The following is a 14,852-nucleotide window of genomic DNA, read 5'->3' as shown; positions in this document are numbered from 1 at the left end:
TCCCAGCCCCGTTCCAGGGCGTCCTCGGTGGTCGCGCGGCCGACGAACTCGGTCCCGCCCAGCATCAGCAGCTTCTTCATACCGGTCAGCCTGCCCGGGCGGGCGGGGCGGGGAAAGCCGTGATCGCTGTCGGCGATGACGCTGAGGGCTGATCGGGAACGGGAACCTCCGGCCGGGTCCGGCCGGTCGTGCCGCGCCCCCGTCACCGTGGGGTGCGGGGGCGTGGGGCGTGCCGTGGGCCGGTGGCTCTGGCGGGTCCGGCCCGGGCGCGTTCGGGCCTAGTCGATGCCGGGCAGGATGTGCGGCTCGGCGAGGTCGTCCTCGTAGCCGGCCAGCCGGATCGGGGCGGATCGGGCCCAGACCTCGAGGCTGCCGAGTTCGTCGGAGCGGGGGTTCGCCCGTCCCGTCAGCTCCATGGTCGGGTTGGGCTTGGTCGTCTCAGTCACCGCGCACTCCCTTGTGTCGCGTAACCCGGCAGGCTCGACCGCATGCCGGATAGGGAAATTAAAAGGTCTTCCGGACGCGGTGGCGCCTTGGTGGAGCGGATCCCGGGTGGGGATCCTTGCGCCTCAGGGTACACATATGAGCGGGGGGCCGCTCGATGGAACGGTAAAATCCACGCCGGACCGCTTGTTTTTGCCGCGAGTTCAGGAAGTCGTCGCCCGGCGTGTCCACCGGGGCTGATCTGCTCGGCGGAGGCGGGGCGGCGGCGTGCGAGCGCGGACGACGGAGGGAAGCGGCGATGGCCGGCTCAGGGGTGCCCGTGATCGGCAGTGTCGACGAGCTGACGGAACTGCTGCACGCCCGCCACGGCGGGCCGCGGACGCCGGACCGGGACCTCGGGCTGCGGACCGCGGCCCTGCTGCGCCGCTCGCACCCGTACGACAAGGAACTCCAGGTGGCCGGGCTGGTCCACGGCCTGGGCGGGCTCCCGGGGGCGGAGGCGGCCGAGGCGGTCCGCGCGCTGCTGGGGGACCGGGTGGCGCGGCTGCTGCGCGGACGCACGGCCGCCGGCGAGGACGCCGAGGCCCTGCGGCAGGCGGCGGAGGCCGGGCGGACGGCGGGGCTGGACGCGGGGCTCGTGGAGGACTGGCGTCCGGTGCTCGAACTCGTCGCGGCGGGGGCCTATCAACTCTGACGCCGGGATTGGTCCGAAAGGATGACGGGCCGGCCCCCGTCCCGCCGCACGCGGGGACGGGGGCCGACCCGTGGGGCACCGCTACCAGTTGGCGGGCGCGTAGTCCTTGAGGAAGACCCCGTAGAGGTCCTCGCCGGCCTCGCCGCGGACGACGGGGTCGTAGACGCGGGCCGCGCCGTCGACCAGGTCGAGGGGAGCGTGGAAGCCCTCCTCGGCCAGGCGCAGCTTGTCGAAGTGCGGGCGCTCGTCGGTGATCCAGCCGGTGTCGACCGAGGTCATCAGGATCCGGTCGGTCTGGAACATCTCCTGGCCGCTGGTCCGCGTCACCATGTTCATCGCGGCCTTGGCGGCGTTGGTGTTCGGGTGGCCCGCGCCCTTGTAGCCGCGGCTGAACACGCCCTCCATCGCGGAGACGTTGACCACGTACGCGCGGCCGCTGGAGGCCTTGCGCGCGGCCTCGGCCATCGCCGGGCGCAGCGCGCTGATCAGGATGAACGGGGAGGTGTAGTTGCAGAGCTGGGTCTCGAGCAGCTCCACCGGGGAGATCTGGTCGATGGTCTGCACCCAGGTGTTGGTCTCCACGACGTCGGGCAGCAGCCCGCCCGCGTCGATGGCGGTGCCGGCGAGGTGCCGCTCCAGGCTGGCGTTGCCCGCGACCAGGGCGAGGTCGGCGACCTTCTGCGCCTCCAGTCCGCTCACCCCGACGGGCAGCGCCGCCAGGCCGTCCACCGCGCCCGAGTTGAAGGCGCCGATGACGTGGTGGGCGGGGAGCTCGCCGGCCGGCAGCGGGGCGCTCTCGCCCTCGACGAGCGCGGCGTAGGCGGTGGGCAGGCGGCGCACGGTCTGCGTCGCGTTGTTGATCAGGATGTCCAGCGGGCCGGCCGCGGAGACCTGGTCGGCGAGGGCCACGGCCTGGGCGGGGTCGCGCAGGTCGATGCCGACGACCTCCAGGCGGTGCATCCAGTCCGCCGAGTCCTCCATCGCCTTGAAGCGGCGGATGGCGTCCTTGGGGAAGCGGGTGGTGATCGTGGTGTGGGCGCCGTCGCGCAGCAGCCGCAGCGCGATGTACATGCCGATCTTGGCCCGGCCGCCGGTGAGCAGCGCGCGCTTGCCGGAGAGGTCGGCGCGGGCCTCGCGCTTGGCCCGGTTGTGGGCGGCGCAGTCCGGGCAGAGCTGGTGGTAGAAGTAGTCGACCTCGACGTACCGCGTCTTGCAGACGTAGCAGGAGCGCGGGCGCTGGAGTATCCCGGCGATCCGGCCGGCCTCGGTGACGGAGGTGGGCAGGATGCCCTCGGTCTCGTCGTCGATGCGCTCGGCGGAGCCGGTCGCGGTGGCCTCGGTGACGGCCTTGTCGTTGGCGGTCTTCGCGGCGCGGCGCTCCTGGCGGCGGCGCTGCTTGACCGTCCGGTAGATACCGGCGGTGGCGCGGCGTACGGTGATGGCGTCCGGGTGGTCGACGTCGATCTTGTCGAGCTCGTCGAGCACGCTGAGGCAGACGGCGAGGCGCTCGGGGTCGATGCCCGGCCCGTATGCCTGGTTGTCTTCGGTATCGGTCACCGTCATGGCCGCTGCCGTTCCTTGCTCGCTCGTCCGCGTCCGCCTGCTGCGGAAGTCCCCAAAACGGAAACTGTACGGATCCGACACGCCCGGGACCAAACCCGTTCGCGGGACCCTCACCGACCGCGAGCGCGCTGTCACGGTATGCAGGGGATCAACCCCTTTCGTCCGCACGGGTGCGGCTTGCGCGTACTCCCTCTGGTGTATGCCATGAGGATGACTCGGCCTTCGATCAAGACGCCCGTGGACGGATGAACCGCGGGCCCGGTTGCGGCATGGTGGATCCATGAGTGCCCTGGCCCTGTCGGTTCTGCTCTGCCTGGTGTCGGCCGTCGCTTACGCGGGCGGCGCGATCCTCCAGGAACACGTCGCGGCGAGCTCCGCGGACCGCCGCGCCCTGGCTCCGCTGCGCAGCCCGGGCTGGTGGGCGGCGGTCTCGCTGAACTGCCTGGGCGCCCTGCTGCACGTGGTGGCGCTGGCGTACGGGCCGCTGAGCCTGGTCCAGCCGCTCGGTGCGCTGACCATCGTCTTCGCCCTGCCGATGGCGGCCGCGTTCGTGGGGCGGCGGGCGGGCGCGGCGGCCTGGCGCGGGGCCCTGCTCGCGACGGTGGGCCTGGCCGGGCTGCTGGCCCTGACGGGCGGCGAGGGGCGCGGGCACCAGGCCCTGGCCGGCGGGGAGCGGAGCCTGCTGCTGACCGTGACGGCGGTGGTGGTGGCCGTACTGGTGCCGGCGGCGGGGCGGATGCGGCGGGCGGTGCTGCGCAGCGTGCTGCTGGCCGCGGCGGCCGGTACGGCGTTCGGGATGGCCTCGGTGTTCACGAAGTCGGTGGCCGAGGGCTTCGCCCCGGACTCCGGGGAGGGGCTGGGGGGCCTGGTGCCGGACGCGGCCGCGGTCGCCGTGCTGGCGGCGCTCGGACTGCTGCTGTCGCAGGCCGCCTACCGGGGCGCGGGGCTGACGGCGCCGCTGGCCACGGTGACGGTGGTGAACCCGGTGGTGGCGGCCGCCGTGGGCGTCACCCTCTTCGAGGAGGGTTTCCGGTACGGGACCGCCGGCGCGTCGGGGGCGCTGGCCAGCGGGGTGCTGGCGGCGGCCGGCCTGATCCTGCTCACGGCCGTGCCGCCGCACGTGCGGGGGTCAGCCGCCCCGGAGCCCTCAGATGCCGACGCCCTTGCCGCGGAGGTACTTCAGCGGGTCGATGTCGGAGCCGTAGGCGGGGCTGGTGCGCATCTCGAAGTGCAGGTGGGGTCCGGTGGTGTTGCCGGTCGAGCCGGAGCGGCCGATGCGCTGGCCTCCGGAGACCTGCTGGCCGGCCTTGACGCCGAGCGCGGAGAGGTGGGCGTACTGGGAGTAGCGGCCGTCGGCGTGCTTGATGACGACCTGGTAGCCGTAGGCGCCGGCCCAGCCGGCCGACTCGACGGTGCCGGGGCCGACGGCCTTGATGCTGGTACCGGTCGGCACCGGGAAGTCGACGCCCGTGTGGTATCCGCTCGACCAGGAGGAGCCCGCGACGTGGTAGGCGGTGCCGAGGTCGGCGTCGACGGGGGCGGTGAACCCTCCCGAGGCGGGCTTCTGCTCCGCTGAGGCGGGCTTCTCGGCCGGCTTGGCGGGCTGGGCCGGTTTGGCGGCCTGCTCGGGCTTGGGCTTGCTCTCGGGCTTGGCCTGCGGCTTCGTCTCCGGCTTGGCGTCCTGCTGCTTGGCCGGCTCCCCCGGCTTGACCGGCTCGGCGGTGCGCGGCGGCTTCTCCGGGTTCTGCGCGGGGGGCGCGGGCGCGGCGGTGATCCGCAGGGTGAGCCGCTGGCCCGGGAAGATCATGTTCGGGTTGCCGCCGACGGTCTCCCGGTTGGTCTCGTACAGGGCCTGCCAGCCGCCCTCGACGTGCTGCTGGGAGGCGATGCTCGACAGGGAGTCGCCGGGCGCGACCACGTACGGGTTCGGCAGGACGGTGGTCCCCGTCGGGCGGGGCATGCTGACGGGGGTGGCGGTGGTGGCCTTGGTCGGCTGGATCCGGTCCATGGGCGCCTGCGCCTGGGGCTTCGCCGCGGGCTTCACCGCGGGCTTGGCGGCCGGCTCGGCCTCCCCGGCGGGGGCGGCGGCGCTGCGGCTGAGCCCGGCCTGGGGCCCGCAGGCGGGCCAGGCCTTGGGACCCTGCCCCCTGAGCACCTTCTCGGCCACGGCGATCTGCTGGTCCTTGGTGGCCAGGTCGGCGCGCGGGGCGTAGGCGGTGCCGCCGAATTCGCGCCAGGTGCTCTGGCTGAACTGGAGCCCGCCGTAGTAGCCGTTGCCGGTGTTGGTCTGCCAGTTGCTGGTGGACTCGCAGGCGGCGACCTTGTTCCAGGTGTCCACGGCGGCCGCCTGGGCGTCCCCGGCGCCGATGAGCGGGAGCGCGATTCCCGCGCCACCTGCGGTGACGACGAGCGAGGCCCGGTTGATGCTGCTCGGCTGGTACCGGCGGTGCCGGCCCCGTACACCCATGGGAGCCCCCCTGGAAGACATCAGGAACCGCACAACCTAATGGCGCCCCTATGTCCTGACAAGGGTCACAACCGGCCGTTGTGCCACCGCAGTTGGCCTCAGCTCAGCGGTCCCGGCTGCGGGATCGGCGCGGGCCCCGGCGGCGGGGGTACGGGGTCGGGCTCGGGGAACGGCGGCGGTACGGGCGGCACCGGCGGCGGCACCGGGCCGGGGCCGGGCAGCGGCGGATCAGGGGTGGGAACGGGGGGGGGTGGGAACGGGGGCCGGTTCAGGGACCGGCGGCTGCGTCTGTTCTACGTTTCGCACCATAGGTCCCACCTTCCCCCGATCTCAGCCCGTACGCCCCCGGAGCAGCGCGGCGGCCAGCCCGGGGGCGGGGCTGGACAGCACGGGCAGGCCGGTCCGCGTGAGCCGGGCGGCGCCGGCCATGGAGGCCTGGGCCAGCACGATGACGTCGGCCTCCTCGACCGCGTCGGCCGCACGGGCCACGGCCTCCAGGTACCCCTCGGTGTCCCCGGCCTCGAAGCGCTCCCAGGCCCCGGCGACGACCCGGCCGCGCACCGTCACCGGAAGCCCGCCGGCCTCCTCGGCCAGCAGCTCCCCGGTCGGGCCGAGGGTCGACGCCAGCGCGGCCAGCACCACGATCCGCGGCCCCCGCCGTACGGCCTCGGCCGCCATGGGCCGGTCCACGCGCAGCACGGGCACGCCCAGCCCGGGCCCCAGCGACTCGGCGACCGCGCCCACCGTCGAGCAGGTGACGAGCACGGGCCCGCCGACCCCTTCCAGCACCTCGCGCACCTGCCCCGCCACCGCCGCCGGCCCGAGTTCCCGGGCCCGGTCGAGCAGCTCGGGCACCACGAGGTGCCGCAGGACCGCTCCCGGGTGCCGCTCGTCCCGCAGCGCGTCGAAGACGGGGACGTGCACCGGCGACGTGTGCAGCAGGGTCAGCCCGCTCACCAGAGGGCGGAGTCCCGGTCCAGCTGCGCGACGGCGGCGTCGACGACCCCGGCCGGCGCCGCGGGCGCCCGCTCGGGGTGTTTGGCGGCCCACCGGGCCGCATAGGGGCACAGCGGAACGACGGGCACCCCCTCCGCCGCGGCGATCCGGTAGAAGGCGCCCACCAGGTCCCCGGCGATCCCCCGCCCCTCGTGGCCGGGCTCGACCACCGTGTGCACGGCCACCAGTGCGTGCGGCTCCGCCTCCAGCACGAAGTAGGCGATGAAGCCCACCACCGCGTCGTCCTCGACGGCCAGCAGCCGCCCCGCCTTGCGCTCGTCCAGCAGCTCGATCGCCATGGTCCCCGACTCCCCTCAGACAGCCACCGCGTGGGGGCTGCGCTCCTGGTCCGTTCCCGGCACGGGGGCGGACGGGTCCGCCCCCAGCTCGATGATCCTGTTGTCGCCGTCCACGTGCACGACCCGCGGCTCCAGCGTCCGCGCCTCCGCGTCCTCGACCTGTGCGTAGCTGATCAGGATGACCAGATCCCCCGGGTGCACGAGGTGCGCGGCGGCCCCGTTGATCCCGATGACCCCGGACCCGCGCTCGCCCTCGATGACGTACGTCTCGAGCCGCGCTCCGTTGGTGATGTCCACGATGTGGACGAGCTCCCCCGGCAGCAGATCGGCGGCGTCGAGCAGGTCGGCGTCGATCGTCACGGAACCGACGTAGTGCAGGTCGGCCTGGGTGACGGTGGCCCGGTGGATCTTGGACTTGAACATGGTGCGAAGCATGTTGGACTCCCGTAAGACAGCTCCCTGCCGGCTTTCTGCAGGTCAAGGGCGTCCTGCACTCTACACCGGCAGGCGTCTGACCGGAGATAAATGCTCAGGGACCGATGCTGACCAGATTGCTGACTTGGCTGACGACGCATCAGACGCCTGAGGGGCCCAGGAGCCCTCTCCCCGACCAGCCACGGACCGGATCTCGTCAACGCCCATCGGAGCCACCGACTCACGCCCGGTCGCAGACGAGAGCTTCGCGGTTGTGCCCCTGATGTCGGCAGTCGGCATCACCTGCCCCGAGACTCGGCGACCGTCAGATCGCCGCCAGTGCGGACTCGACCACGTAGGTGGCGCGCCAGGACATGTGGTCGGCGCGGTCACCTCCGCATGTTCCACGGCAGCGGGATCATCCGTGCTCCGACGACGGGGCGCCGACGCGGCGTCGCGGGGGTTCCGCCATCGGTCTCCCGGGCACCCTCGCCCCTTCGCGCGTTTCGGATGCGGAGGCCGTTCGCGGCTTCGTCGGTCATCAGGGTGCCGACGGCCCGGACGTTGCCGGGGAGGGCGGCGGCGGTCATGAGCCGGTCTGCTGCGGTCGGCTCGGTCTCGGGCGGGATCACCAGCAGGTCGCAGCGGCCGACGGCGTAGGAGACCAGGATCATCTTGTCGGAATCCTGTTCCGTGAACCAGCCCACGTGCACGATGTGCCCTGCGACGAAAACCTTGTGCGGGACGACGGGCCAGCCGGTGGGATTCACCGCGACGCGTGTGATGCGTCCGAAGCGGCCCTCCAGCGCCTCGACCAGTGACGGAAGCTCAGCTGTGAGATCGCGGGACCTGGGCCACCACGCGCCGTCCAACAGTCCGGCGAGGGCGGTCTTCGGTGTCAGGGTCAAACGTGCGGAGAACAGGGAAGCGGTAGTGGTCATGATCGCGGACTCGTTCCCGGACCGCCCTGCCGGGCGGAGCAATGTCTTGATCGCCGGAAACGACGTCCGCGTGGGCGCGGGTGCACGAGTTACTCCCGGTAATCCCAGCTTACTCCGCGGCGGGGTCAGACGAGAGGTTTCGAGAGTCGGCCTGGACGGCGACGCCTGTGGGGCGAAGTGCCCACGCGTCCCGTTATCCGCGCCACTCGACCAGGACGAGGGTGGCGTCGTCCGAGGTGACTTCGCCTCGTGCCCGCTTGAGCGTGTGAGACAGGTCCCGTGCCACCGTGCGGATCCCGTGGTCGGCCTGCTCCAGTTGGTTCACCCAGTCGATCAGCTGCTCTTCGCCGAACTGCTCCTGCCCGCTTTTATGTTCTTCGATCAGGCCGTCGGTGAAGCAGAGGACGCGGTCGCCGGGCTCCAGCGCCACCGCGCTGACCTGTGGCTGAGCCCCTCCGAAGCCGACAGGGAGGGTCGTGGGGCTGTCCAAACGGCGTACGACTCGGTGCGCGCGGATCAGCATGGGCGCGGGATGCCCCGCGTTGACCCACTGGAGGCGCCCCGTGGCCGTGTCCAGCCGCATCATCTGGGCGGTCACGAAGTGGTCCGGGTCGAACTGCTCCGCGACCGCCCGGTCCATGAAGAGGTAGATCTCGGACAGCTCGATGCTGATCCGGCGGGCGTGGCGGTAGGCGCCGATGGCTACCGTGGCCATCGTGGCCGCGTCCAGGCCGTGCCCCATGGCGTCGACCATGGCGAGGTGCAGGACGTCGCCGTTCAGGGCGTAGTCGAAGCTGTCTCCCGCCACGGCGTAGGCGGGCTCCAGGACCCCGGCGACCGCGACGTGCGGCATCACCATCGACAGCGGGGGCAGCAGGGACCACTGGATCTCCGCGGCCACGCTCATCGGTTCTCTGCGGCGGGTCCGGAAGAAGAGGTCCGTGTAGCCGTTCTTGGTCTGCAGCAGGTCGGCGACCAGGCCCGCGATCCGGCGCAGGAGGCGGCGGGTGTCGTCGTCGATCCCGTCCAGGGTGACCGCGAGGACCCCCACCTGGTCGCCGCCGTCCAGCAGGGGCAGGTGAACCCGTATGCCGTCGGGCGTCAGGACTTCGACGGGGCGTGACTCCAGGAAGCACCGGCCGGCTTCGGACCCGTCGATGGGCTGCGGGTCACCGGCGGCCACGCCGTCGGCGGGCAGGGAGACCAGCTTTTGCTGTCCGTAGTCCTGGAGCAGGATCTGCGTTCCGCGGCCCCCCATCCGGGCCACCGTCTTGGCGACGAGCGGGCCGACCAGATGGGGCGGCAGCTCGTGCGCCCCGTCCAGGAGGAGCCCGAGCAGTTCCTCCCCGAAGCTCTCCGAGCGATCCGGGTCCGCGCGGCCTCCGACGGTCATCCTGTTGCCTCCAACCGGGCGGCGGGCCGGCGTCCGGGCTGCACGGGCGGCGTGGCTTCCAGGATCCTCCCCGGCGACCGGGCACGCCACACGGCTTCCGTGCCCGGCGGCCTTGACGACCCGGATTCCCCGGCGGGCCGGTTCACACAGGAAGTTCGCCCGCATCCAGGTGTGCTGCCCCGGATCAGGTCGGGCCCGTGGCCGTCCCTTCCTCCTCGGCCTCCATGCGCCGGATTCCCTCGTGGGTGAGGGTGACCATCGCCGGGGTGTTGCCGGGTTCCCAGTCGACGGTGATCAGTCCTTCGCCCGCCAGGTAGGTGCAGGCGGCGGCCAGGTCCGGTTCCGGTACGTGGAGGTCGCGCCGCAGCTGTGCTCCGGTGATGCCGAGAAGGCGGTTGCCCTCGACGGCTTCGTACAGGACCCGGAGCACCTGGTCGCGGTAGGTCTTGCGTTCGTGCAGTGTGGCCATGACCGCGTCCTTTCGTGTGCGGGTGGGGTGGGCTCCGGTGCCGACGGAGGGCCTGATGGCGGCGGGCCGGGAGCGGTCGAGGCCCGCGGGTGTCGCCGTGTCCACGGTGAGGTGGAGGCGGGTGTTGCCGTCAAGGGCGGGGTAGGGGGTTCAGCAGGTGGATCCAGCGCATTCCGATGCCGATCATGAGGGTGATCACTGCGATGAGGACGACGGTCTCCGTGGAGCTCACCTCCGGCCGTGTCCGGGCAGCGGCAGGGCGGTTCGGCCCATCGGGTTCCCGTAGGGGGACATGCAGGCCCCGCCCTCGTCCTCCCAGGTGGCCTCTCGGCGGAGGGCCTCGCGGATGCTGCGCCCGATGACGGTCTCGTTGGCCATCAGGGCGTCTGCGGCCAGGACGCTGCCCGGGATCGCGGCGGCTGCCAGCAGCCGGGCCGCGGCCGCGGGCTCCGTCTCGGGCGGGATCACCAGGAGGTCCCAGCGGCCGACGGTATAGGAGAGCAGGATCAGCTTGTCGGGATCCTGTTCGGTGAACCAGCCCACGTGCAACAGGTGCCCGGCCACGGCAACCGTAACCGTGCGCGGGACGACCGGCCAGCGGCTGGGGTTCACGAGGACGCGCGTGATGCGCCCCCAGGTCTCATCCAGAGCGGCGGCGAGAGCGGGGAGCTCGGCTTCGAGGTCACGCGAGTGGGGCCACCAGGCGCCGTCCAGACGGCCTGCCAGAGCGGTCTTCGGCGTAAGGGACAGGCGGGCCGGGCGCAGGACAACAGCCGACTGCGCAGCCGGGTCGAGGGTCGTGGTCATGTCGCGGACCCGTCCCCGGGCCGTTCGTGAACGGCCCGGTGCAGTGATCGCCGGAAACGACGTCCGCGTGGGAGCGGGTGTGCGAAATACTCCCGGTCTTTTCACCGTACTCCGGTTCGCGATCCAGAAAGCCGCTTCTGACCGGGTATTTTCCGGCGCGTGCGGCGAGAGCGGCGCAGTCGGTTGCCCTCACCGCACCGCGAGGGTGGCCGGAGCACCGTGAAACGACGGAGACGTGCCCAGCTCAACAGCACTGCCGTTGACCGCGCACCTCGGACCCATCACACGGGTTGGCCTGGACACCTCCGCCTGGCGGGGCATCCCGACCCGTCTGGTCGCCGCCGAGGCGGCGGGCTGACCCCGAATCCTCAGTGGCCGAGTGGTGCGCCGATCAGAGCCCCTCGTCGTGCAGGTCCTCTTCGCGCAGAAGATCGTCCTCGCGGCGGCGCGAGGTCTCCTTCTGACCGGGCTTGTGTCCCGCCTCGCCCTTCTCGCGGGACGACCGGCCGGGCTGGGGCTGCGCGGGGTCTCCGGGGCGACGGTGTTCCTGCGCCTCGCTCCCCTTGCCCGGCTCCTTACGCTTGTCCTGCCTACCGTCCATGACGGCGACTCCTCTCGATGCATGGGGTACGGATCGCTCTCCGATCACGCTGACACGCACCGCGACGGCCTGCATCATGTCGACCGCGAAGCGAGGCACACGGATGACGCCCCAGCCCGCCCGTCGGCCACCAGGAAGGGCGACTGACGGCAGCCACTCGACATCAAGTAGCGCCCGAGGCTCAACCTGACTCCCCGCGAGGGAACTTGTGGCACGCGCATGGCATGAGAACCCAGCACCCGTGTGCCTGGCGTTTGCTGACCGAAGCCCCAACGATTCGCGTGTCCGGTGTCGGCGGAGCCGAGGATGGGGAGACCAAGGCGTGTCTCCCTGCCGGGCTTTCTTCTCCCTCTGATGTGAGGATCGAATGATCGCCAGTCTGATGCGGCGCGCCCGGGGCGCGCTCGCCGTCGTTCTCACCGCCGGCGCGCTGTTCACGGCCGCCGTCCCCGCCCAGGCCGCCGCCGCGCCCGCCCTGACCGCCGCCGGTGCGGTGCTGGTCGACGGGGCTTCGGGGTCCGTGCTCACCTCCAAGGCCCCCGACACCCAACGGCAGATGGCGAGTACGACCAAGATCATGACGGCGGTCGTGGTCCTGTCACAGCCCGGTCTGGACCTCGACCGGCGGGTCACCGTCAAACAGGCGTACCTCGACTACGTCTACCTCAAGGGCGCGAGCTCGGCCCAGCTGAAGGCCGGGGCCACCCCGACGGTACGTCAGCTGCTCTACGCCATGATGCTGCCCTCGGGCTGCGACGCCGCGTACGCGCTCGCCGACACCTTCGGGACCGGCACGAACACCGCCGGGCGCACCGCGGACTTCATCGCGAGGATGAACGCCACGGCGAAGGCGCTGGGCATGACCGGCACCGTCTACGACAGCTTCGACGGGATCTCGCCGACCGGCAACACCCTCACCACCCCGCGCGACCTGGCCCGGCTCACCCGGCGCGCGATGGCCGAGCCGCTGTTCCAGACCGTCGTGAAGACCACCTCGTACAGCACCGGGGGCACTTCGTACCTCTCCGCCTGGTCCAACACCAACCTGCTGGTCCAGCCGCGGCCCACCGGCTACGGCTATCCCGGCGCGACCGGCGTCAAGACCGGCACCACCACGGCGGCGGGCAAGTGCCTGGTCTTCTCGGTCACCCGCAACGGGAGGACGGTCATCGGGGTGCTGCTGGGCGACGAGGAGCGGTACACGGACTCCATGGCCCTCTCGGACTGGGCCCTCGGCCCGGCCACCGGCTCCGGGACGGCCCTGCGGCGCAGCACCACGGCGCCGATCCCGGACGTCCTCGACTGACCGCGGGGCGGGCGGGGCGGGCGGGGGTCATTCCTCGATCGCCCCGCCGATGCGGCGCAGGTGCGCGCGGAAGGTGTACGAGGGGTCCGCGGCGCGGCGGGTGAGGTAGTCGGCGAAGGCCGTCTGTTCGCGCAGGGTCTCGCCGGCCCGGATCCTGCGGGCCTGCTCCCGTTCCGTCGCGTGGATGCGGTGTGCCGCCGCCAGGACCTCCTCGGCGTGTGCGGACGGGACGAAGAGCACGCCGTCGTCGTCGCCGAGGACGAGGTCCCCGCCGTGCACCAGGTGCTCCCCGCACTGGGCGCTGGTCAGGGCCTCGGGCTCGCGGTCGTCCAGCCGTACGGGGCCGGCCGGGTGGCTGCCGTAGCTGAAGACCGGGAGGCCGATCCCGGCCAGCTCCGGGGTGTCGCGGTGCAGGCCCCACACCACCAGCCCCGAGATGCCGGCCGCCCGTGCCTCCAGGACGGCGAGGTCCCCGACGCAGGCTTCGTCGGTGCGGCCGCCGTTGTCGATGACCAGGACGTCGCCCGGCTGCGCCGTGGCGAAGGCCTCCAGGAAGACGTCCACGCTGCCGTAGTGGCGCACCGGCAGGGCGCGCCCGGCGATGCGACGCCGGTGCGGACACAGGCGTCGGCGATCAGCGGTGTGGACAGTTCGGCGAATTCCTTCAGCACGGCGTTCTCCTGATCCTGGCTCGGCCCCGCCCCGGAGGCGTGCGGCGATCCTAGGGGCGGGGCCCCGCCGTTCACCGCCGTCCACCGGTGGAAAGGAGCGTCGAGACGGCCCTGGAGTGGCGGGTCTCCCACAAGACGACCGCGGACCGGCTGCCGGACCTCGCCATCACCCCGCCGGTGACCGGCGGGTCCGGGGCGCATCTGCGGTGGGTGGCCGAGGAGTCGGCGGCCGGGTGACGGTGCGGCCGTGCGCCTCGGCCGAGCGGGCGAAGCGGACGGCGTCGGCGACGGCCGCGCCGCCCTGGTCGTTGTTGAAGTACACGTAGACGTCCTCGCGGTCCGGCCAGCCGTCGGCGATCCGCCGGGCCCAGGAGTCCAGTGCCTGCCGGCCGTAGCGGGGCGGGGGGCTCGCGGCGCCCGCGTGGAGGCGTACGTATCCCCAGGACGCGGTCCGCCACAGCGGGGTCACCGGTCGCGACCAGCGGTCGGCCCAGCACAGGGCGCTGCCGTGGCGTTCCAGGACGGCCCGCAGCCGGGGTTCCGCGTCCCACCAGGAGGGGTGGCGCGGTTCGACCGCCACCCGGACGGTGCCGGGGAAGCAGTCCAGGCAGGCATCGAGGGCGGCGGGGTCCGCGCGGAGGTTCGGCGGCAGCTGGAGCAGGACGGGGCCGAGGCGCGGGCCGAGGCCCGCGGCGTGCTCCAGCAGGCGGTGGACCGGCTCCTCGGGGTCGTGCAGGCGTTTGACGTGGGTCAGGTAGCGGCTGGCCTTGACCGCCATCACGAAGCCCTCGGGGGTGCGCTCGCGCCAGGAGGCGAAGGTTCCGGTCTCGGGAAGCCGGTAGAAGGCGTTGTTGTTCTCCACGGTGGCGAAGCGGCGGGCGTACTCCTCCAGCCAGAGCCGCTTGGGCAGGCCGTCCGGGTAGAAGGGGCCGCGCCAGTCCTCGTACTGCCACCCGGAGGTTCCGACGTGCACGGGCATGCTCGGCTCCCCTCGCGCACCTACTCCCCGACCCGCACCAGGGCGAGGGTGATGTTGTCGGGGCCGCCGGCCTCGATGGCGGCCTTCCACAGCTCGAAGGCGGCCCGGCCGTCGTCGTGGGCCTTGAGGACGGCGTCGATCTCCTCGTCGGGCAGGGGGTCGGTGAGCCCGTCGCTGCACACCAGGTAGCGGTCGCCCGGGGCGAGCGCGAGGGCCCTCACGTGGGGTACGGGGGTGCCGGAGGCGCGGCTGCCGCCGAGGGTCTGGGTGACGGCGGAGGTGGTGCGCCGTCCGGGTGGCGGGGGCGGGCTGTCGTCGACGCTGACCCGGCGCAGGCCGTCCGGGCCGGCGGAGTAGACCCGGCTGTCGCCGACGTTGAACACGAGCAGTGACTCCGCGAGCACGAGGACGCCGGCGACGGTGGTGGCCATGGCGAACATCTCGGGGTGGCCCTCGGCGGCGGCGTCCACCTCGTAGTCGCACACGTCCAGGGCGTCACGGAGGGTGTCCGGGCCGTCCAGGGTGGGTCCCAGGGCGGAGAGCCTGCGGGCGACGAGGGCGCTGGCGACCTCTCCGGCCGGATGTCCGCCGAGTCCGTCCGCGACAGCCACGAGCAGCGGCCGGCCGAGGGGGAAGACGAGGGTCTGGGGGCTGTCGGTCACGGTGGCGCACAGGGTCCACGGTCCGACGACGAGGCTGTCCTCGTTGCGTTCGCGGACCAGACCGGCATGGCTGAGGGCGGTCACCGCTACGTACGGCACCCCACCATTGTCGCGCGGCGCACGGTTCGCGCACGGTCCCGCGGACA

At 72.7% G+C, this 14,852-nt stretch carries 15 protein-coding genes and 3 pseudogenes; 3 read left to right on the top strand and 15 right to left on the bottom strand.

Going from position 1 to position 14,852, the window contains the following annotated elements; translation table 11 throughout:
• Positions 1-206: pseudogene (locus tag VR44_RS45050) on the bottom strand (reductase); the annotation flags it as partial.
• A gap of 72 nt (positions 207-278) precedes the next feature.
• Complete coding sequence (locus VR44_RS43965; protein ID WP_169791017.1) at positions 279-446, bottom strand: hypothetical protein; 168 nt, start codon at positions 444-446, stop codon at positions 279-281.
• 296 nt (positions 447-742) lie between these two features.
• Here VR44_RS43965 and VR44_RS16910 point away from each other — a divergent pair, with 296 nt between their 5' ends.
• Positions 743-1,138, top strand: a complete 396-nt coding sequence (locus VR44_RS16910; protein WP_045948338.1) for a hypothetical protein — start codon at positions 743-745, stop codon at positions 1,136-1,138.
• An 81-nt stretch (positions 1,139-1,219) separates the two neighbouring features.
• Here the strand turns inward: VR44_RS16910 and VR44_RS16905 are convergent, their stop codons facing one another.
• Positions 1,220-2,701: an SDR family NAD(P)-dependent oxidoreductase gene (locus VR44_RS16905; protein ID WP_045948337.1), complete on the bottom strand. Its 1,482-nt coding sequence runs from the start codon at positions 2,699-2,701 to the stop codon at positions 1,220-1,222.
• 280 nt (positions 2,702-2,981) lie between these two features.
• On the opposite strand from VR44_RS16905, the pseudogene VR44_RS45965 reads away from it, so the two are divergent.
• Positions 2,982-3,857: pseudogene (locus VR44_RS45965) on the top strand (DMT family transporter); the annotation flags it as partial.
• On the opposite strand, the gene VR44_RS16895 reads toward VR44_RS45965, so the two are convergent.
• The 9 genes from VR44_RS16895 to VR44_RS16855 form a co-directional block, all read right to left on the bottom strand.
• Entirely contained in the window at positions 3,849-5,168 is a 1,320-nt protein-coding gene (locus VR44_RS16895) for a transglycosylase family protein (protein ID WP_045948335.1), read from the bottom strand. The pseudogene VR44_RS45965 and the gene VR44_RS16895 overlap by 9 nt on opposite strands.
• 330 nt (positions 5,169-5,498) lie before the next feature.
• A complete protein-coding gene (locus VR44_RS16890; protein WP_045948341.1) occupies positions 5,499-6,128 on the bottom strand; it encodes an aspartate/glutamate racemase family protein in 630 nt (209 codons plus the stop codon).
• Positions 6,122-6,463: a GNAT family N-acetyltransferase gene (locus tag VR44_RS16885; RefSeq protein ID WP_045948334.1), complete on the bottom strand. Its 342-nt coding sequence runs from the start codon at positions 6,461-6,463 to the stop codon at positions 6,122-6,124. The genes VR44_RS16890 and VR44_RS16885 overlap by 7 nt, the downstream gene beginning before the upstream one ends.
• A gap of 15 nt (positions 6,464-6,478) precedes the next feature.
• On the bottom strand, positions 6,479-6,898 hold the full coding sequence (gene panD / locus VR44_RS16880) for an aspartate 1-decarboxylase (RefSeq protein ID WP_045948333.1): 420 nt from the start codon (positions 6,896-6,898) through the stop codon (positions 6,479-6,481).
• 368 nt (positions 6,899-7,266) lie between these two features.
• Positions 7,267-7,818, bottom strand: coding sequence for a DUF5994 family protein (locus tag VR44_RS16875; RefSeq protein WP_045948332.1), 552 nt, complete (start codon positions 7,816-7,818; stop codon positions 7,267-7,269).
• 193 nt (positions 7,819-8,011) lie between these two features.
• Positions 8,012-9,211 (bottom strand): PP2C family protein-serine/threonine phosphatase, encoded by a 1,200-nt coding sequence (locus VR44_RS16870; RefSeq protein ID WP_045948331.1) that lies wholly within the window; start codon positions 9,209-9,211, stop codon positions 8,012-8,014.
• A gap of 184 nt (positions 9,212-9,395) precedes the next feature.
• Positions 9,396-9,680 (bottom strand): hypothetical protein, encoded by a 285-nt coding sequence (locus VR44_RS16865; RefSeq protein WP_045948340.1) that lies wholly within the window; start codon positions 9,678-9,680, stop codon positions 9,396-9,398.
• Positions 9,681-9,908: 228 nt separating this feature from the next.
• Entirely contained in the window at positions 9,909-10,487 is a 579-nt protein-coding gene (locus VR44_RS16860; protein ID WP_045948330.1) for a DUF5994 family protein, read from the bottom strand.
• A gap of 391 nt (positions 10,488-10,878) precedes the next feature.
• Positions 10,879-11,088, bottom strand: coding sequence for a hypothetical protein (locus VR44_RS16855; protein ID WP_045948329.1), 210 nt, complete (start codon positions 11,086-11,088; stop codon positions 10,879-10,881).
• Between the two features lie 367 nt (positions 11,089-11,455).
• Here VR44_RS16855 and VR44_RS16850 point away from each other — a divergent pair, with 367 nt between their 5' ends.
• Complete coding sequence (locus VR44_RS16850) at positions 11,456-12,394, top strand: D-alanyl-D-alanine carboxypeptidase family protein (RefSeq protein ID WP_052713654.1); 939 nt, start codon at positions 11,456-11,458, stop codon at positions 12,392-12,394.
• 27 nt (positions 12,395-12,421) lie between these two features.
• Here VR44_RS16850 and VR44_RS16845 read toward each other — a convergent pair.
• The 3 genes and pseudogenes from VR44_RS16845 to VR44_RS16835 all read right to left on the bottom strand — a co-directional run bounded on the left by VR44_RS16845 (position 12,422) and on the right by VR44_RS16835 (position 14,805).
• A pseudogene (locus VR44_RS16845) lies at positions 12,422-13,065 on the bottom strand (RraA family protein).
• A 166-nt stretch (positions 13,066-13,231) separates the two neighbouring features.
• Positions 13,232-14,044, bottom strand: coding sequence for a DUF72 domain-containing protein (locus VR44_RS16840; RefSeq protein ID WP_045948328.1), 813 nt, complete (start codon positions 14,042-14,044; stop codon positions 13,232-13,234).
• Between the two features lie 20 nt (positions 14,045-14,064).
• Positions 14,065-14,805 carry a PP2C family protein-serine/threonine phosphatase gene (locus VR44_RS16835; RefSeq protein WP_045948327.1) on the bottom strand — a complete coding sequence of 247 codons (741 nt, stop codon included), beginning with the start codon at positions 14,803-14,805 and terminating at the stop codon, positions 14,065-14,067.
• Between the last annotated feature and the right edge of the window lie 47 nt (positions 14,806-14,852).

The sequence above is a fragment of the Streptomyces katrae genome (assembly GCF_000966975.1).
Classification (GTDB): domain Bacteria; phylum Actinomycetota; class Actinomycetes; order Streptomycetales; family Streptomycetaceae; genus Streptomyces; species Streptomyces katrae.
The sequence above is the reverse complement of the archived record's forward strand: the minus strand, read 5'-3'. Positions and strand labels throughout refer to the sequence as shown.